This window comes from Gaetbulibacter sp. S0825, from assembly GCF_011777505.1.
In the GTDB taxonomy this organism is placed as follows: Bacteria; Bacteroidota; Bacteroidia; order Flavobacteriales; family Flavobacteriaceae; genus Pontimicrobium.
This window is the reverse complement of record NZ_JAATJT010000001.1, coordinates 1,075,468-1,094,917: the sequence shown is the minus strand read 5'-3', so window position 1 is coordinate 1,094,917 and position 19,450 is coordinate 1,075,468. Positions and strand designations below refer to the sequence as shown.

Genomic DNA, 19,450 nt, shown 5'->3' with positions numbered 1-19,450 from the left:
TTAAATTTATATGATTAACATGGCGTCGCCATAACTATAAAATTTATAGCCTTCTTTTATAGCTTCTTGATAAGCACGCTTTATAAAATCGTGTCCTGCAAACGCAGAAACCATCATTAATAAAGTGGACTTAGGTGTATGGAAATTGGTTACCATACTATTAGCAATACTAAATTCGTAAGGAGGGAAAATAAATTTATTAGTCCACCCTTCATACTCATTTAATGTACCACTAGATGACACCGAACTTTCAATAGTTCTCATTGCTGTGGTACCAATGGCGCAGATACGTCTTTTTTCTTTTAATGCAGAATTAATTGTATCGCTAGCAATTTTATTAATTATGATTTCTTCACTATCCATTTTGTGCTTAGATAAATCTTCAACCTCTACTGGATTGAAGGTTCCTAAACCAACATGTAAAGTTACTTCGGCGAAATTTATACCTTTAATTTCTAAACGTTTTAACAAGTGCTTCGAGAAGTGTAACCCAGCAGTTGGAGCCGCTACAGCGCCTTCGTTTTTAGCAAAAATAGTTTGGTAACGTTCTTCATCTTCTGGCTCAACATCTCTTTTGATGTACTTTGGTAATGGTGTTTGCCCAAGCGCTGTTAGTTTTCTTCTAAATTCACTATAAGATCCATCATATAAGAAACGTAATGTTCTACCTCTTGATGTTGTGTTATCTATAACTTCAGCTACCAAAGTTTCATCCTCACCAAAATACAGTTTATTACCAATACGTATTTTTCTGGCTGGATCTACCAATACATCCCATAAGCGTTGTTCAGGATTTAATTCCCTTAATAAAAACACCTCTATTCTAGCTCCCGTTTTTTCTTTATTACCAAATAATCTTGCAGGAAACACTTTGGTATTGTTCAATACCATAACGTCATCTTCTTCAAAATAATCGATAAGATCTTTAAAAAGTTTATGCTCTATAGTTTGATCTTTACGATTAAGCACCATTAATCTTGCTTCGTCACGATGTTCTGAAGGGTATTCGGCTAATAATTCTTCTGGAAGATCAAAATGGAAATGTGATAATTTCATGTATTATTTATTTTTTTGAGAGGTGCAAATATACAATCTCAAAATAGGGGTTGTCAAGTATTTGAGCCTTTATTTTAAAATTCGGTGAAGTTAAACCCAATATTTTTTAAATCATTCCAAAAGTCTGGATAGGATTTCGTGACTACATTGCCTTCAAGAATATTAAATGTTGTTTTAATAGCTAGTGGCGCAAAAGCCATTGCCATTCTATGGTCGTGATAGGTTTCGACATCTACTTTGCTTACCAAAGGATTGATTTTTGAAACAGTTAAACTATCATTAGAAATTTCTACTTGTGTTCCAAATTTTTCGATTTCGGTTTTTAGAGCTACTAGCCTATCTGTTTCCTTTATTTTTAGTGTATGTAATCCTGTTAAATGACAGCCTACTCCTAAACCTAAGCAAGTTACTGCAATGGTTTGCGCAATGTCTGGCGCATTTGCAAGATTATAAGACACATGATTTAACTTACTATCTACTTTAGTTAAGGTAATAGATGTGTTGTTAAAAACAGTTTCCACGCCAAAATCCTTATAAATAGTACTTAGTACAGAATCGCCTTGTAAACTGTTTGGCTTGTATGAAGCTAATTCTATTTTAGTTCCAACATTGCATAAAGCAACAATACTGTAAAAATACGATGCTGATGACCAATCGGATTCAACAACTATTTTTTTAGCAGCAACTTCATTATTTTGCTTAACTATTATCTTATTGTCTTCAAAACTTGTGATTACGCCAATTTGCTCTAATAAATTGAGTGTCATTTTTATATAAGGTACAGACGTAATTTTGCCTTTTAAAGTAAGCTCTAGTCCTTTTTTTAATCGAGGTGCTATAAGCAATAAAGCAGATATATATTGACTACTAACATTTGCAGCCAAAGTGACTTGATGTTTTTTTAATGTGTGCCCTTTAATTTTAAGTGGTGGATAGCCTTCGTTTTTTAAATATGATATATCCGCTCCTAAATCCCTAAGTGCATCAACAAGAATTTTTATAGGTCGCTCTTGCATTCTGGACGAACCTGTTAGTGTAATGTCTCTACCTTCTTGTAATGAAAAATAGGCTGTTAAGAATCGCATTGCAGTTCCTGCATGATGAATGTCTATAATGCTAGAGTCTTTGCTTAATGCTTTTTGCATGAGTTTAGAATCGTCGGAATTTGACACATTCGATATCTCAATATTTGGATATAATGCTTGCAACAACAACAACCGATTAGACTCACTTTTAGAACCAGTAATTTTAACAATGGATGCTTTAGCAATTTTAGATTTTTGAAGGGTAATATTCATAACAACAACTCATTTAAGAGTTTAGCAAAGTTACTTTAACTTTTCGTTATTATGATGCCTATCATGGTCTCTTTTCGCTTTTAAATCTAATTTTTTATTAAACGCTTCTTGAAGATTAACACCAGTTTGATTCGCTAAACACAGTACTACAAACATGACATCGGCTAACTCCTCACCTAAATCTTTGTTTTTGTCGCTTTCTTTTTCGCTTTGTTCACCATAACGCCTAGCAATAATACGTGCTACTTCACCAACCTCCTCGGTTAATTGTGCCATATTGGTTAGCTCATTAAAATAGCGAACACCATGGTTTTTAATCCAATTATCTACTTCTTTTTGTGCGTTTTGGATGTTCATGATTATATTTTTTTAAGTACTATTTGTTCTGCTTGTTTAGAAATTGCTTGTTTGAAAATCTCTTTAAGTATTAAATAAGTTTCAGCAGCATGTTTGGCTTCTTTAATATCAAAAACTGCCGATAATCTTAATTTATTATTCATTACAGAAACAGTATATTTAAACTCTATGTTTCCATCTGGAGATCGAAGCATAAGTGGTGTTAAGTCTGATTCTAACTCATAACCTTCGGGAATATCAACATTTACAATGTACATATCTTTAAATGGAAATCCAAAATCGATTGGATATTCTCTTTTGTCTAGCTTAAACGGATTTTCGTTCATTCTCATAAACATCAATGGTTGAAAATAAATTTTATCACTTAAAACTTCTGCTCCGTTTTCTTGATAAAAGCTAAAAGACTCATTAACATTACCCTCATAGGCATCTGTGTTTTTAGTTTCGTAATTAGAGATTTCTATATCATTAAAATCATCCTCTCTGCTTGTTATAAAAGCATCCATATCTTGGTCTTTTATTTCTTCTCTAAATAGGTATGCTTGATGACCAGATAAGCGTGATTTAAAGTCTCCTTCCACTACACCATCTTCGGCTAATTTAGCATCTATTTGATATTGTGTTATTGCTTGTTTAGGGCTAAGAAGGCTTACCTTTTTCCATATTTTATTAGGGTTATCTATAAAGATTCCATCCCAATTATAATCCCTCAATGGCAATAAGTTAATATCGCTAAACTCTTGTGTTGCATCTAGGAAATACTGTTTTTCGTTTATCTCTGCATAGGCAACTACATAGTTTAGTTTTTCTAAAGTTGGAAAGTATGGTATCTGATTATCCTTTGTACTAATTACTAAAGGGTTAGCATCAATATCTGCATACCTTAACATTGCCACTAATGCTAAATTTATATCGCCAGCATTTCCTTCTTTTTCTTTTAAGCTTTTTTTAATTCCCTTTTGAAAGTATATGCCATCTCTACCATTCCATTTAATATTATCCTTAACATACTTAAAAATGAGCTTCATCTTTTCCTCTTTACTGCTTGCATCGGCTAAAATGGGGTCTAATATTTTATCAAATGTTCTTGTTTTATCTAATTCTTTTTTATAATCATCTGAGCTTCCAATGGATTTAGCAACATCGCCCCAAGTTTTTGCAAAATCGCGAGTAACACCAAGCGACACCTCAACTGAAGCTAATTCGTAATTTACTCCAGCTGTATAATTATCTATATTATCTACATATAACTCTTCTTTTAAAGCTGGGACATTATCTAAATTATAAACATCTACAACCATACTTTCACCTCCAAGGCCAGAACCTATGTAAGATTCTCTTTTTGGGTAAAAACTAATATAACCTTTAAACGTTGGTTTAAACACAAAGCTTTCAGGAGTTTTAATTCGTGCTTCAATCTTTTTTATTGGAATATGGCTTTGGAAACGAAACTCATCAATAGCCCAATAAAAAGGTGAGGTTACTCTATATTTAAATTCTATTACAGACCCTTCCTTTACTTTAGGCATCGTAAATTTAGTCTCTGTGATATTGTAGCTTTGTTCATTTTCGAAAATTTGATTTTTTTCTAGTTTTGTTTCAACAATTTTGTCGCCTTCAAGATTATAAGTTACCGCTTTAAGTTTGCTTAATACTTCTCTTGCACTTTTGCTTTCAAATAAACGTATTTGTCTTGTTGCATTTTCAAACCCTTCTTTGTTATAGATTTTAATTTTTTGATAAATTTCAGTAACTGTCTGTCCTCCTCCACTAATATTAACATCAAAATATGTGTTTCTATATTTATAAATGACCATGGCATTCGCTGAACTATCAATTGGACATTTTGTTTCTAAAAGTTCTTCTTTAGTTACTTCTCCAAACTCCATCTCTTGTGCTGATAAAAAGCTTACAGAGATTAACAGTATTATTAGGCTAATTTTTTTAATCATGACTAATTATTTTGATTTTAATACAATAATAGATTTGTCTAGTTTAGATACTTTTCTTCTAAAGTCTCTATATAGGTTGTAATCTTCTTTGCTATATTCTCCTTTCTTAATAAGAAGCTTTCTCTTATAAACTATATTGCTCTCATTAACAGAAAACTCAATGGCATATTCTCCAAATTTATTGTTGATGGTTACATGTTCTGGCAATCCTTCAACCACATAATTTTCAGGAATTTCAATTTCAAATTCATCAACATCTAAATATCCTCGTTGAATTTCCATGTTGAATTGCCTATTTCTGTACCTATCTGGAACAAACGTATTTTTATTAAACACATTAGGAGAAAAAATGATACTCTCATTATTTATGGTCGCATACCCTTTTGCATTTACTTGTAGTTCTTCGGTAAACTTGACTAAATCTTTATCATTACTAAATTTGTAACTGCTAACATTTAAATCGTTAATGCTACCCCAAAGATTTTTGTAGTAACTCATTAAATCTTTATTTGAAAGACTTTCAATACGAAATCTTGAATCATACTGAATTCCTTGAGTATTAATTTCTACATCCGAAGAAAAGTTTCCGTTAGACTCTAATTTAATTTTAGCATTAGTGTTTTGTGTGTTTTGGTTGTCAGGATAAAAAGTAGTTTTTACTATTTCACTTCCGCCTTCTTTAACTAATAGTACATTTCTATTATCTGTAAAATCACCTATAAACCCAAATGGGTGCACTTGTGTTGTGCAATCAATCCATGTTAACTCATCTCCATTTGGGATGGCCAAAATAATATGGTTTCCTTGTTCTAAAGTGGCAAACTCTGGGTCAAAATCTACAATCTCATCGCCAGCTTGCACTACCGAATAATAGGAAGGCACATTAGCAACAGTCAATAAAGCTTGCGTATAGTTTGTTAACCCCTTACAGTCTCCATATTTGAGTCTATCTACTTCACTTGCAGGAATTGGTTGTACGCCGCCAATACCAACCTGCACACTAATATATCTTGTGTTATTCTGAACGTATTCATACACTTTTTGAGCTCTTTCTAACGGATTATCAATTCCCTTGACCAATTGTGTAATCTTATCTTGTGTTGCATTGCTTACGGTATTTCTTCCTTTTAATAAGGCATTAAATACCCAGTCACCAAACTCTTTCCAATTACTTGCATAGCCATCAGCTCCGTAATAATGAAATTGATTTACAGCAATCATTCCATGAGGTGTCATTTTTGACAATACTGGACTTAATTGCTCAGGTTTTTTTGCTTGAATATTAGATAAATTAAACGCTAATGATTTATCGTTATTTTTTACTTCAATATCATACTCTTCAAAGTTCTTCGTTTTATATCTAATTCCTAAATTGGCTAAATCTTTAAGAGTGTAACTATCCTTTTCTGTGCTTACATAATACCCCGTAATTGGTCTCCATGAAGGTATGAAAGCTGTGTTTTGGGTTTCCATTTCGTAAGTAAAAAAAACTGTGTAAGGGTATGTCGTGGGCATATAAGGCATATACAACACTCTTGAATCTGAATACAAAGTACCACCATCTACAGCACTTTGGTCAATAAAATCTCTTTTCTTAATTTTTTTAATTTCTTCTCCATACTCATCGTAAACATGAGCTTCAATTTTTCGAATTTTAAGTTGATTATCATATCCTGCGTAAGCTTCAACAAATTTATTCCCTCTTTCGTTTAATACTGTAACCACTCTTGTGTAGGTAAGAGTCATCTTGTTTTTTCTCTCTATTACTATATCTAAATTGCTAAGTCTAACAACAGCATTAGCATTCTTTTTAAGTTCTTCAGGAATTTCGAACACAGCGTAAGTTCCGCTCTGTGACATAACATTTAAGGTAGTAAGCAATAGAATTATGCCTACTATATTTTTGTAGTTCATATAAAGTAGATTTATCAAATGTCTAATTACGCAGTCTTAGGGGACTTATTATATGACATTAATCATATTTGCTAAAATAGAATTTTTTTTGTCTTTTAAAGAAAAAACTCACTAAAAGCATAATAAAACAAGGAATGAAAATATACTTTAATTCACTAATAATCACTTGCATACCCCATTCCGAAAAGAACTTTTCTATACCAATTGGCGACACTTTAATCTCTCTAAATGGAAAGAAAAACCGATCGTTATTAAATGGAATAAAGAAACCTATTCCTTTCCCTCCAGAAGTCATTGCATCTAAAACCCCATGAGAGATAGTTGATAAAAAAATAACTATAAACCAAACAATTTTATCTTTTTTCCCAAAAAACCACATGAGTAATAACGACCAAACAACAGCAAATAAAATTGAATGTGTAAAACCACGATGTCCAAAAGGGTGTGAATAAGGAATGTCAAAATTAAAGGCAATTACATCTAAATCTGGAAGTATTGTAGATAGTATTGCCAAGAGCAATAATAATCTAGTTTGTTTTGATGCAAATAATTTAACTAAGGTTACACCAATAATGCTATGACCAAAAACGGATGCCATTAGCCTTTTTGTTTGGTGTCTATAATTATGGTTACTGGACCATCGTTGAGTAATTCTACTTTCATATCGGCTCCAAACTCGCCAGTTTGTACTTTTCTGCCTAAATCGGCTTCTAACTGAGAGACGAATTGCTCATATAACGGAATAGCCACATCTGGCTTTGCCGCTTTAATGTAACTTGGTCTGTTGCCTTTTTTTGTATTTGCATGGAGTGTAAATTGACTTACTACAATAGCATCTCCTTTTACATCAATAACTGACTTATTCATAACACCTCCGTCATCTCCAAAAATGCGAAGATTGGCTATTTTATTACTTAACCAGGAAACATCCTCTTGAGTATCTTCATTTATAATTCCCAGCAACACTAATAAACCATCATTTATAGAGGCGATTTTTATTCCATCAATGGTGACACTTGCTTTGGTAACACGTTGTATGACTACTTTCATTTACTCGTTATCAAAATTATCGGTTCTAAAATGCTCATCTTCTCCTTCTAGAATCTGTAAATAACTTCTATATCTTGAAAAAGCAATATCGCCATTTTCTAAAGCTTTTTTTACTGCGCATTTAGGCTCTTTTAAATGCAAACAGTTATTAAATTTACAGTGTTGTTTAAGTTGAAAAAACTCAGGGAAATAGTCACCAACTTCTTCTTTATCCATATCAACCACACCAAATCCTTTTATTCCTGGAGTGTCTATAATTTTAGCGCCAAAGCTTAAATCAAACATTTCGGCAAATGTTGTAGTATGCTGTCCTTGTCGATGTTGTTCGGATATTTCCTTAGTTTTTAAATCCAACCCAGGCTCTATAGTATTAATTAAAGTAGATTTTCCAACTCCTGAATGACCCGTAAACATACTTACTTTATCTTTCATTAGTGTCTTGACCTTATCTATATTTTTGCCTGTTTTAGCCGAAATACCAATACATTCATACCCAATTTTCCTATATAATGCTGCTAATAATTTCACTTCTAGCAGCGTATCTTCATCATAGGTATCAATTTTATTAAACAATAATACTGTTTTAATTGAGTATGCCTCAGCCGTTATTAAAAATCTATCAATAAAACTCGTGAAAGTCGGTGGGTTATTGATTGTAACTAAAAGAAAAACTTGGTCAATATTACTAGCAATTATATGAGTTTGTTTGGATAAGTTTACTGACTTCCTAACAATATAATTTTTTCGGTCTTGAATACGATTAATGATTCCTGTTTCTTCGTTATTCTTTGTTTCCAATTCGAATTCTACATAATCGCCAACGGCAATTGGATTAGTACTTTTAATCCCTTTTAATCTAAATTTCCCTTTAATTCGACATTCGTGAAACTTACCATTAAGTGCTTTAACGGTGTACCAACTGCCTGTAGATTTATAAACGAGTCCTGTCATTAATTATATTAAACTGAATTACAAAGTAACAATTTTATATAAAGAAAGTCTTATCTTAGAAACATAAATTAAAAAACTCAAAAACATGAGAAAAATTTCAGTATTAATAGCCCTTTTATTTTTTGTTTGCATCGAAATTAATGCACAAGTAGAATATAAAGTAATTACAAGTGTAGAGTCTATAGTTCCTGGTGGTTTAGGTAGGTCTAGAATTATTTCGACAGATGAAAATAGAGATTACAAAGAATTTACATCGGAACAAACCGAAGAAGACAACACTAGAAACAAATCTAAAAGAAATGAGATACGTGTTAAAGATTTTGAAGAGACTAAATTGCTGAACTTTTTTAATTTAGGAGGCATTCGTTTTCAAAATATTGCTGCAAACGACGCTGTAATATCTTCTAAAATCAATACAATGATTAGCGAAGGCTGGGAATTGGCTTTTGTAACAAGTGCTGTTGAAAGCGACTCAGGAAAAGGTGATGGTAACGGTATTTTTATTACCAGATATATTTTTAAAAGAGATAAAGAATAGTTAATGCAGCTTTTAAAATTTGAAATGTGAACACTTAATGCATTGATTTTAAATTTATTATATTTAACACTATTAATCCATTAACTTAGAATTAAATGAAAAAAATCAAATACTCTTTATTTTTAATATGTTTTACCCTATCAGCATATACGTTTGCTCAAGAAACTATTACTAACGAAACGGTTATTCAAATGGTAGAATTGGGGTTTAGCGATGATATCATTATTGACAAAATAAACACTTCGGATGTAAAATTTGAAACTTCTATTGCCGAACTCAGCAAACTAAAAAAAGCCAACGTTTCTTCAGACATTATTAGCTTGATTATGAAAAAATCTAAGCATAACACTAAGTCTCGTACAGGTATCTATTATGCTGTTAATGGCGAACAAAAACATTTGCCTCCATCGGTTTTTTCTGGTTCAAATTCAAACTCTGCTGCACAAAAATTAGTTTCTGGATTTATAAACTCCAAAAAAAGAGCTGTACTTCCTAAAATTAGATCAAACAATGTTTTACCAAGACCTCTTGAGTTTACTTTTGTTTTTGACCCATCGGTTACCGAAGTGGATAATTTACAGACTACGCAAGGAAATTCTGCTGGTATTTTAAACTGGTGGTTTAGAACTGCTAGCTCTCCAAATGAGTTTGTATTAGTGAAATTAACTGTAAAAGAGCGTAAAAATACTAGAGAAGTAATTATTGGAAAGAAGAGTTGGGTATCTAGTCAATCTGGTATTGACCCAAAATATGCAATACCTTTTAATATTGAAGAAATAGAGTCAAATAAATTTAAAGTGACTATAGATAATTTAGAAGCTGGAGAATATGCTTTTCTATATCAAGGACAAGTACCTCAAGGACGATCTAATCAATCTGTTTTTGATTTTTCCGTTCAATAATTTTCGATTTATATAAACATAAAAATGGCGCCGTTGGCGCCCTTTTTTATTTAAACTTATCCAATTATCGCTTTCTTTGGGGTTTGTCTTTTTCCATCAATTAAGTAATTAATAATGTAGATTCCTTTAGGATGACTTGATAAATCGATGTCTATTCGCTTACTAAAATAACTTACCCTCCTACTTAAAACAAGTTGACCAGTAATTGTATATACTTCTACTTCAAAATGAGTAAATGGTATATCTATTTCAAGTTTAAAATCACCTGTCTTAGATGGATTTGGATAAAGAACGTTCAAGTTTTCTTCTACTTGACCATTTAGGTGTTCTATTTTAACACCTTTAACCCAGCAAAAAACTTCACATTTCACTAAATTACATTTGATCGTATGAGTTGTGGTATTCATAGGTTGTGCTACAACTAAAATAGCTTCTAAAGCATTATCAACTTCTAATGTTATATCTTGATGTTTAAAATTAGATAAGATTAAACTAATTCTTTTATACCCAACATAAGAAATTGAAAGTGTATCATTCTTTTTCGCTTCTATACTAAAATTACCTTTAGTATCTGAAATTGTTCCTACATGAGTTCTTTCGTTAAATATACTTGCATCCGCTAGAACTGCATAATTATCTTTAATAGTTCCCGTAAAGTTAATTTGGGCTTTAATATTTATTGGAAGTTGAATTACAACTATTAAGAGTATTATATTTTTCATCTTGTTAAAGTTTGATTAGACATCAAAACTAAATCAAAGAGAAAGTTAAAAAAAAGACAAATGAGTGAAGTCTTCTTTTGAGTGAGTGAAAGTGTTTAAAAAACAAAAAACTGCTCGAAAGCAGTTTTTTATCTCATTATTTATATTTAAGATTGCTTGAATATCTTTTCTTGATGGTTAATAGATTCTTGGTGGATGGCTTTAAACATTCTTAACACAAACTCTTCGCTTAATTTATGTTGTTCACCTTCTAAAATCATTTTTCCTAAAATCTCGTTCCAACGTTTAGACTGCAATACCGCAACGTTATTTGCTTTTTTAAGTTCTCCTATTCCATCAGACACTTTCATTCGCTTCCCAAGCACTTCAATTAATTGATGATCAATCACATCTATTTGAGTACGCAAAGTGTTTATCTTGTTATTAAATTCGGCTTCAGCAGATGTTTCTTTTCTAATTTTAAGATCGTCCATATACTGTATTAATTCTCCTGGTGTAATTTGCTGTGCAGCATCACTCCATGCTTTATCAGGGTTATGGTGAGTTTCCACCATTAATCCATCAAAATTCAAATCTAATCCTGTCTGGCATAAATCGAAAATAATATCGCGTTTACCTGCAATGTGAGACGGGTCTAATATTAATGGTAAATCTGGGAATCTATTTTGTAAATCGATTGGTAATTGCCACTCTGGATTATTACGATATCTTGTTTTTTCGTAAGTAGAAAATCCTCTGTGAATAACTCCAAGGTTCTTAACATCAGCAGTATAAAACCGTTCCACTGCTCCAAGCCAAAGTGCTAAATCAGGATTTACTGGATTCTTAATTAATACTGGCTTATCGGTACCTTTAAGTGCTTCAGCAATTTCTTGAACGATAAATGGGCTTACGGTAGAACGTGCACCAATCCATAAAACATCAATATCGTGTTGCAATGCTAAATCTACATGATTTGCATTTGCAACCTCAGTAGCAGTAAGCAATCCTGTTTCTTCCTTTGCTTTTTGCAACCATTTTAACCCTAAAGCACCAACACCCTCAAAATTCCCTGGTCGTGTTCTAGGTTTCCAAATTCCTGCACGTAATACTGTAGCATCGCTATCTTTTAATTGGTGCGCAATAGTTAGTACTTGTTCTTCAGTTTCTGCGCTACATGGTCCAGCTATTACTAATGGGTGGTCTAATCCAAAATTATCTAACCATGTTCTAAGTTCTTTTTTGTTTTCCATAACTTGTTTTTAAGCAATTCCGTTAAGAATTTGTTTTATGTAATTCGTATTTTTCATTTCGTTGTAAATAGCTTCAAAATCATCACGCTGCATTAATTCTTTAAATTGCGTTAGATTATTGATGTATTCTTCTAATGTTTCAATAACATTAGTTTTATTTTGTTCGAAAATTGGTGTCCACATTTCTGGTGAACTTTTTGCTAGTCTTACTGTTGATTCAAATCCACTACCTGCCATATCGAAAATATCGCGTTCATTTTTTTCTTTGTCAATAACTGTTTTTCCCAGCATAAATGAACTAATATGCGATAAATGGGACATATAAGCTATATGCTTATCATGTGCTTTTGGTTTCATATAGCGTATTCGCATACCAATACCTGAAAACAGTTTTAGTGCTTTTTCTTGAAGCTTAAAAGCAGTTTCCTCTACTTCACAAATAATATTAGTCTTACCATTATACAAGCCTAATAGAGCAGCATTTGGGCCAGAAAATTCTGTTCCAGCTATTGGATGCATTGCCAAGAAATTTCTACGCTTAGGATGATTTTCTACTGCTGAACAAATATCTTCTTTAGTTGAACCAACATCCACAATTAAAGTGTTATCAGAAACCATGTCTAACAACTTTGGCAATTCTCTAACTGTTACATCTACAGGAATGGCCACAATTACTAAATCTGCATTTTTAATATCTTCAATAGTTGCTTTGCGGTCTATAATACCATTCTCTAAAGCAATATCTAAATGCTCATCACTCTTATCGATTCCATAAATAGTAGTTGTTGCATCTAGTTTTTTAATATCTAATGCTAAACTTCCGCCTATTAATCCAACTCCTATGATATATATGTTTTTCATAATACTCTAGTTATTGCTTCTTGTATATCTTCAGTTGATGCGCATAAAGAAAATCGAATGTAACCTTCTCCCTGACTTCCAAAAATGGTTCCTGGAGCTACAAATAAGTGATTGTTTTTTAATAACACATCTATAAATTCTTCTGCCTTAGCGTAAGGCGGCAACTTTGCCCAAACAAATAATCCCGAAGCATTCTTATCATAAGTACAGTTTAAAGCCTCAGCCAATTTCCATACCAATGCTCGACGTTGTTCATACACACTATTTAAACTTAAATACCATAATTTTGAGCAACGTAATGCTTCAATAGCTCCTTTTTGGATTCCGTAAAACATACCAGAATCCATATTACTTTTCACTTTTAATATGTTATTGATATGCTTACCATCCCCTAACACCATTCCTACGCGCCATCCAGCCATATTAAATGTTTTACTAAGCGAATTTAACTCAATGCAAACCTCTTTTGCACCGTTAACTTTTAAGATACTTCTAGGAGCATCTGTTAAAATGAAGCTGTATGGGTTATCATTTACAAGTAGTATATTATTTCTTTTTGCAAAATCTATTAATTTTTCAAATACCTTATAATTAGCTTGTGCACCTGTTGGCATATGCGGATAACTTATCCACATTAGTTTAACTTTACTTAAATCCTGCTTTTCTAAAGCCATAATATTAGGCATCCAATTATTGGCCTCATCTAACTCATAAAAGACAGGTTTAGCGCCTAATAATTTAGTAACAGATTGATAGGTTGGATATCCAGGATTAGGAATTAACACCTCATCGCCTTCATTTAGGTAAGCCATTGAAATAAGCATGATACCTTCCTTACTTCCCATTAAAGGTAAAATCTCTGTCATTGGACTTAAATGCACCTGAAACTGCTCTCGGTAAAACCCAGCCATAGCTTCTCGAAGCTCAGGTAATCCTTGATAACTCTGGTATTTATGAGCATTTGCATCTTGCAAACCTTCAGTAATAGCTGTTATCACTTTTTGAGGTGGTTGCAAATCTGGACTTCCAATTCCTAAATTAATAATTGGTTTCCCTGCTGCTTTTAGCATGTTTACTTCTCGCAATTTTTTGGAGAAATAGTATTCTTCAACTGTATGCAATCTCTTGGCTCCTTCAATCATAACTTTGCATTTGTATATTCTCCAAGCACTTTAAAATCTTGTGCCATAATATTCATAATTGATTTCGCTTTTGTGTAATCTTCATATTCATCAAAAGTAACATCCACAAAAAATGCATACTTCCAAGGTGTTTCTATTTTAGGTAATGACTGTATCTTAGTTAAATTCAGTTTACAATCACTCATTACATTTAAAATAGTTGCTAAACTACCTCGTTTATGGTCTAACTCAAACTTCAAAGATGCTTTATTTATTTGATTTTCTGGTATTTCAGAATTTGTGCGTTTTACAATAACAAATCGCGTTTCGTTGTGCTTTATGGTTTGAATGCTCTTAGCTAGAATTTCAACTTCAAAAATATCGGCTGCCATTTCGGTGGCGATAGCTCCAATATTTTTTAATTGACCCTTCTGAATACGCTGTGCAACTTCGGCTGTATCTTTATCTTCAACCAATTTTATATGAGGATGTTTCTTAAAAAATTCTTTACACTGTAGTAAAGCCATTGGATGCGAATATACTTCCTTAATATCTTTAATAGACTGTCCAGAAAGTGCCATTAAATTATGTTGAATATCTAAATATTGCTCTCCTACTATATGCAAATTTTGACCATCAATTAAGGCATAATTTGGAATAATAGAGCCTGCAATCGAGTTTTCTATTGCCATAATAGCTGCATCACACTTTTTAGTAATTAGATTGTTTACAACCTCATCAAAAGTTAAGCATTCCATAACCGACACGCCATTATTAAAATATTGTTGTGACACAATATAATGGTTCGATCCTTTTACTCCTTGTATGGCTACTGATTTAATCATATATAAAAAAAGTCCCGATTTTCATCGAGACTTACATTTAAATTTATATCTATAAATTACACATATAACGTCTCGTTTCTTTTGCTAAAAAAGAAATAAAACCAGTTATAATATGCAAAGTTTGATGTCATTATATCCTAATTGATTGGGCTAAAGTAACTATTATTTTAAAAAATCAAAATACTAAAGCATTTTTTTAGGTGTTTTACCTAAAATAAAGTTTATTTAATGTTTATTTTTGATTAAATTTTTTTTGCATGTCAATAAAAGTAGAGCAACTCACAAAGGTTTATGGAACCCAAAAAGCACTTAATAATGTAAGTTTTGAAGTCAAAAAACCTGAAGTCGTTGGGTTTTTAGGGCCTAATGGTGCTGGAAAATCGACCATGATGAAAATACTTACCACCTACATTGATGCTACCAAAGGGACAGCAAATGTCAACGATTTTGATGTCACTACCGAAACCAAAAAAGTACAACAAAGTGTTGGTTACTTACCTGAGCACAATCCGTTGTATTTAGACATGTATGTAAAAGAATATTTAGCGTTTAATGCAAAAATATACAATGTCTCAAAAGAGCGAATTGCGGAAGTAATAGAGCTTACTGGCTTAACACCTGAAGCACATAAAACCATTGAACAGCTTTCTAAAGGGTATCGTCAACGTGTTGGATTAGCAAATGCCTTATTGCACAATCCTGATGTATTGATACTAGATGAGCCAACCACAGGATTAGACCCAAACCAATTGGTAGATATTAGAAACCTCATTAAAACCATTGGTAAAGAAAAAACCGTGTTTTTATCGACGCATATTATGCAAGAGGTTGAAGCTATGTGCGACCGTGTGATTATTATTAATAAAGGCGAAATTGTTGCTGATAAAACCTTAAAAGAACTTAGAGAAGGCTCACAACAAGTGATAGTCGTAGCTTTTGATTATAGAGTTGAAGAAGCTTTTTTAAAGAGTATGCCTAAAGTTGTTAAAATTGAAAACCTCTATGACTTTATGTATGAAATAACCTTTGATTCTACTGAAGATATGCGCTCTTACGTATTTGATTTTGCACATGATAACGATTTAAAAATTCTACAATTAAACCAAAAAAGTGCCAGTTTGGAGAGTTTGTTTAGGGAGTTGACGAGTTAAAACTATACGACAAATGCACTTTGCCGTAAAAATGTCGTTTAAATACCGTTATCAAAAACTATTTAATTTTTTAATTTTAAAGAAACATTTACTTAAATGAAATCATTAGGAGAAAAAATTAAAGAAGCTCGAAAAACAAAGCAATTAACCCAAGAAGAATTATCTGAACTAAGTAAAGTTAATCTTAGAACGATACAACGTATTGAAAACGACGAGAACACTCCTCGTGGTCAAACATTAAACCTTATTTGTAATGCTTTAGAGCTAGATGCTATCACGTTTAAACTTCAAAATAGCTCTAGCAAACAAACTTCAATCGCTAGTTTAATAATTAATGGGGTTTTTCTTGTTCTTTTAAATATTGCTCTAATAGGGATTTTTGGTTATTCAACTTTAGATACAGGAGCAAACTTAAACAGTAAGATTTGTGCTTTTCTTTTAAGCTTTTTAATTCCGTTTTTTATTGTTTACAAGACTCAAAAAATGAATAATATTGAGCGCCTATTGAAATTTGGTAGTGGATTTATATTTTATATTCTTGCAGCGTTTTTTATGAGAGGGTTTTTAACCGGTTTACAAGTTGGGTTATTTTCAGGTTTGTTTCCTTGCCTATTAATCGCCTTAAGTATCCTTTACTATGGAAACCATTTAATTAAGACTTCTAATTAAAAATAAGCTCACCAATATAAAGTTCCTCAACATCAACCATTGGAGGTTGATTTACCGAAATTAAATTCCCTGTACCATTTAATGTTCCTGTAAGAGATACTTGCGGATTTACAATCATGTCGTTGCTGCTTCTATGAAATACATCCACATCTTGAGCTACTAAGTTCTCGCCTTCAAAACGTCCAGCGCCTGCATAAAAACCTACAAACAAATTATTGACATTTCCAGAAATATAAAATGAGGAGATATTATTAGATATCACACTCAATTTGTTATTGTTTACTTGCAATCTAAAATCGCCAACAGTAAAACTTCCAGGAGCATTAAAATCTTCAGAAATGAGTGTTAAGTCGGGATAGGTTAATATCCCGTTTGATGATATTTCGTATTGCGAAGAGTTTCTAATTTCTTTAATATTTGGAGCAATGACATATACTTTGGTGATGCCATAGCCCCTTACGTAATTACAACCGTTATTATCTGTTAGTTGCAACTCATTCCCAACCACTATTGCTTCAACATCATTTAAAAGGTTTTTTCCTGTTTCTACAATTACTTCGTACTCTAAACCTTCTTTTATAATTAATTCAATATCACGATTCACCAAGATGTTTTCAAAAGAATTTACTGTGATTTCTTTTTGTACCATAGCTCCTTCTGTTTGAAAACAATCAAGAGCGTCTTCACTGTTGCAAGCAACCAGTAATAAACATATCAATATGTAAATTAATTGTTTCATCTAAAATCTTATTCCAATTCCTAGTTCAACAGCTTCAGCCTTTGCAGCATGCGATTTTAAGGTAACTGCAACAAACCACTTATCTCCAAAATAGCGTTTAGCACCTATACGTTGATACACTCTACCTTCAAAATCGTGAGGATAATAGGCGTAATATCCAAGCTGTGCTTCAATGGATAGCTTATTAATAAACAACTCATGCCCAACAAACACTCCTAAGCGCTTATAATCTGTATCTGGGTCAATATTTCTGTCTGAAAAAGCAATAGATTCATAATAAATTAACTCCTTTAAAAACCTAGAGAAAAAAGCATCTACTCCAAATTGGATGGCACTTTTTCTGTTCAAACGTTTATCTGCATAAGCAGAGACAATATAAAAAGGAAACTGACCGCTTCCAAGCACATCACTTTCATTGACGCCACTCCTAAAAACAACATTGTATTTTATTGGTTGCTTAAACTTTATATCGTCACTCAAATCGTATTGATATTCTGGGTCTTCGTCATCAAAATTATAAGTTACTCCTGCGCTTAGAGTTAAGGAGTTAATGCTTGTATTGGGTGCTTTAACATTGGCATTGGAATAATGAATGAGTGACAAACCAGCTTGAAATCCGAAATTATCAAAAATACGCTCTCTTTTATAGTTAATCATAGCATAGGTACTACTCATTAACTTAGTTCCAAAGGCTATGTTTTTGTGATTTGTTTCTTTATCATAAGGATTGGTTGTGTAGGACAACCCTTGACCGATTCGAACCATTAAATTCCGATTTAGAAAATAGAAATTATAATGACCATAAAGCGCATAATTATTACCGAGCACCTCATTTTTTAAATTTTGATAACTAAACGACACACCATAATCTGGGTAATTATAGCGTTGTTCCCAAGTATTGAACCCAAATGTTTTTTTATTCCAACTGATGATGACACCTTCTGGATGTCCTGTAATTAGATGTAAAATACCATCATTATGAAGTGCAATATTGCCTTTAAAATAGTTAACATCAATACTGGAAAAAGTAGATGTATTTTTCTCTTGAGAAAAGCTAAAAATTGAAAAACCAACAAAAAGTAGAAACAGTTTTGCTCTCATAATTGTCAGTAAATATAGGCAATTAAAGTAACCTTAAAACACTTGCGAAGCAATGCTTTTTATGTTGTCACTTTTCCCCATAGAATAATAATGTAATACTGGAATTCCAGCTTTTTTAAGTTCTTTAGATTGTTCGATACACCATTCAATCCCTATTTGCTTTACTTGTGCATTGTCTTTACATTTAACTACTTCAATAATAAGTTCTTCTGGTAAATCTACATGAAACCTATGTGGAATTAAATTAAGTTGCTTCTTGGTTGAGATAGGTTTTAATCCCGGAATAATTGGGACTGTAATATTTTCTTTTCTACATTTTTCAACAAAGTCGAAATACTTTTGATTATCGAAAAACATTTGTGTAACAATATACTCAGCACCATTTCTTATCTTTTTTTTCAAGAAATGAATATCACTATCTAAACTTGGCGCTTCCATGTGCTTTTCAGGGTAAGCTGCCACACCGACACAGAAATTTGTCGCTGAAGAATTAAGTAATTCTTCATCTAAATAATTACCTCGATTTAATTCTTGAATTTGAGTGACTAGTTCGCTAGCATAATTATGCCCTTCTTTTTCTGCTTTAAAATACGTTTCTGTTTTCACTGCATCTCCGCGTAAAGCCATGACATTATCAATACCTAAAAAATCTAAGTCGATTAAAAAGTTCTCTGTGTCCTCTTTGGTAAAACCTCCACACAAAATATGTGGAATCGCATCTACTGAATATTTATTCTGAATTGCAGCGCAAATACCAACCGTTCCAGGACGTTTTTTGACCACTTGCTTTTTTAACAAACCATTTTCTAACTCTTTATAAACATACTCTTCTCGATGGTATGTGACATCAATAAATGGTGGATTAAATTCCATTAAAGGGTCAATATTATTGAATATAGATTGAATGTGCTGCCCTTTTAAAGGCGGCAATATCTCGAATGAAAACTGTGTGTTTCCGTTTGCTTTTTTTAAATGTTCTGTTACTTTCATG

The 19,450-nt window shown here is 32.2% G+C and carries 20 protein-coding genes; 4 read left to right on the top strand and 16 right to left on the bottom strand.

Translation table 11 applies throughout. The features are described 5' to 3' along the window. Positions 1-6: 6 nt before the first annotated feature. The 8 genes from queA to rsgA all read right to left on the bottom strand — a co-directional run bounded on the left by queA (position 7) and on the right by rsgA (position 8,578). Positions 7-1,056 (bottom strand): tRNA preQ1(34) S-adenosylmethionine ribosyltransferase-isomerase QueA, encoded by a 1,050-nt coding sequence (queA, locus tag HB672_RS04970; protein WP_167608700.1) that lies wholly within the window; start codon positions 1,054-1,056, stop codon positions 7-9. 74 nt (positions 1,057-1,130) lie between these two features. Beyond that, entirely contained in the window at positions 1,131-2,354 is a 1,224-nt protein-coding gene (locus HB672_RS04965) for a 3-phosphoshikimate 1-carboxyvinyltransferase (protein ID WP_167608697.1), read from the bottom strand. 30 nt (positions 2,355-2,384) lie between these two features. After that, positions 2,385-2,711 (bottom strand): nucleotide pyrophosphohydrolase, encoded by a 327-nt coding sequence (locus HB672_RS04960; RefSeq protein ID WP_167608694.1) that lies wholly within the window; start codon positions 2,709-2,711, stop codon positions 2,385-2,387. Positions 2,712-2,713: 2 nt separating this feature from the next. Further along, complete coding sequence (locus HB672_RS04955; protein ID WP_167608691.1) at positions 2,714-4,663, bottom strand: DUF3857 domain-containing protein; 1,950 nt, start codon at positions 4,661-4,663, stop codon at positions 2,714-2,716. A gap of 6 nt (positions 4,664-4,669) precedes the next feature. Next, on the bottom strand, positions 4,670-6,577 hold the full coding sequence (locus tag HB672_RS04950; RefSeq protein WP_167608688.1) for a DUF3857 domain-containing transglutaminase family protein: 1,908 nt from the start codon (positions 6,575-6,577) through the stop codon (positions 4,670-4,672). 58 nt (positions 6,578-6,635) lie between these two features. Then, a complete protein-coding gene (locus tag HB672_RS04945) occupies positions 6,636-7,175 on the bottom strand; it encodes a metal-dependent hydrolase (RefSeq protein ID WP_167608685.1) in 540 nt (179 codons plus the stop codon). Then, complete coding sequence (gene dtd / locus HB672_RS04940) at positions 7,175-7,627, bottom strand: D-aminoacyl-tRNA deacylase (RefSeq protein ID WP_167608682.1); 453 nt, start codon at positions 7,625-7,627, stop codon at positions 7,175-7,177. Before dtd ends, HB672_RS04945 begins: the two co-directional genes overlap by 1 nt. Beyond that, positions 7,628-8,578 (bottom strand): ribosome small subunit-dependent GTPase A, encoded by a 951-nt coding sequence (gene rsgA, locus HB672_RS04935; RefSeq protein ID WP_167608679.1) that lies wholly within the window; start codon positions 8,576-8,578, stop codon positions 7,628-7,630. Positions 8,579-8,663: 85 nt separating this feature from the next. On the opposite strand from rsgA, the gene HB672_RS04930 reads away from it, so the two are divergent. Continuing rightward, positions 8,664-9,116, top strand: coding sequence for a hypothetical protein (locus tag HB672_RS04930; protein ID WP_167608676.1), 453 nt, complete (start codon positions 8,664-8,666; stop codon positions 9,114-9,116). 95 nt (positions 9,117-9,211) lie between these two features. After that, positions 9,212-10,018, top strand: a complete 807-nt coding sequence (locus HB672_RS04925; RefSeq protein ID WP_167608673.1) for a hypothetical protein — start codon at positions 9,212-9,214, stop codon at positions 10,016-10,018. A gap of 56 nt (positions 10,019-10,074) precedes the next feature. On the opposite strand, the gene HB672_RS04920 is transcribed toward HB672_RS04925, so the two are convergent. From HB672_RS04920 to HB672_RS04900, 5 genes are all read right to left on the bottom strand, one after another. After that, on the bottom strand, positions 10,075-10,740 hold the full coding sequence (locus HB672_RS04920; protein ID WP_167608670.1) for a T9SS type A sorting domain-containing protein: 666 nt from the start codon (positions 10,738-10,740) through the stop codon (positions 10,075-10,077). 146 nt (positions 10,741-10,886) lie between these two features. Continuing rightward, positions 10,887-11,972 (bottom strand): bifunctional 3-deoxy-7-phosphoheptulonate synthase/chorismate mutase type II, encoded by a 1,086-nt coding sequence (locus tag HB672_RS04915; RefSeq protein ID WP_167608666.1) that lies wholly within the window; start codon positions 11,970-11,972, stop codon positions 10,887-10,889. 9 nt (positions 11,973-11,981) lie between these two features. Continuing rightward, positions 11,982-12,833 carry a prephenate dehydrogenase gene (locus tag HB672_RS04910; RefSeq protein ID WP_167608663.1) on the bottom strand — a complete coding sequence of 284 codons (852 nt, stop codon included), beginning with the start codon at positions 12,831-12,833 and terminating at the stop codon, positions 11,982-11,984. Continuing rightward, positions 12,830-13,975 carry an aminotransferase class I/II-fold pyridoxal phosphate-dependent enzyme gene (locus HB672_RS04905; protein WP_167608660.1) on the bottom strand — a complete coding sequence of 382 codons (1,146 nt, stop codon included), beginning with the start codon at positions 13,973-13,975 and terminating at the stop codon, positions 12,830-12,832. The genes HB672_RS04910 and HB672_RS04905 overlap by 4 nt, the downstream gene beginning before the upstream one ends. Continuing rightward, a complete protein-coding gene (locus HB672_RS04900) occupies positions 13,972-14,799 on the bottom strand; it encodes a prephenate dehydratase (RefSeq protein WP_167608656.1) in 828 nt (275 codons plus the stop codon). Before HB672_RS04900 ends, HB672_RS04905 begins: the two co-directional genes overlap by 4 nt. Positions 14,800-15,056: 257 nt before the next feature. Between HB672_RS04900 and gldA the strand changes: the two genes are divergently transcribed. Both gldA and HB672_RS04890 read left to right on the top strand, forming a co-directional pair. Beyond that, complete coding sequence (gene gldA, locus HB672_RS04895) at positions 15,057-15,950, top strand: gliding motility-associated ABC transporter ATP-binding subunit GldA (RefSeq protein ID WP_167608652.1); 894 nt, start codon at positions 15,057-15,059, stop codon at positions 15,948-15,950. 96 nt (positions 15,951-16,046) lie between these two features. After that, complete coding sequence (locus tag HB672_RS04890) at positions 16,047-16,619, top strand: helix-turn-helix transcriptional regulator (RefSeq protein ID WP_167608650.1); 573 nt, start codon at positions 16,047-16,049, stop codon at positions 16,617-16,619. On the opposite strand, the gene HB672_RS04885 is transcribed toward HB672_RS04890, so the two are convergent. From HB672_RS04885 to metF, 3 genes are read right to left on the bottom strand one after another with little or no spacing between them, the layout of a single operon-like run. Further along, entirely contained in the window at positions 16,612-17,358 is a 747-nt protein-coding gene (locus HB672_RS04885) for a head GIN domain-containing protein (RefSeq protein ID WP_167608646.1), read from the bottom strand. The two genes, HB672_RS04890 and HB672_RS04885, sit on opposite strands and share 8 nt — an antisense overlap. Further along, a complete protein-coding gene (locus tag HB672_RS04880; RefSeq protein ID WP_167608643.1) occupies positions 17,359-18,459 on the bottom strand; it encodes an acyloxyacyl hydrolase in 1,101 nt (366 codons plus the stop codon). It abuts the gene before it with no gap. Positions 18,460-18,492: 33 nt separating this feature from the next. Next, the gene (metF, locus tag HB672_RS04875) at positions 18,493-19,449 is read right to left on the bottom strand and encodes a methylenetetrahydrofolate reductase [NAD(P)H] (RefSeq protein ID WP_167608640.1); all 957 of its coding nucleotides are present in this window, start codon (positions 19,447-19,449) and stop codon (positions 18,493-18,495) included. Position 19,450 lies beyond the last annotated feature (1 nt).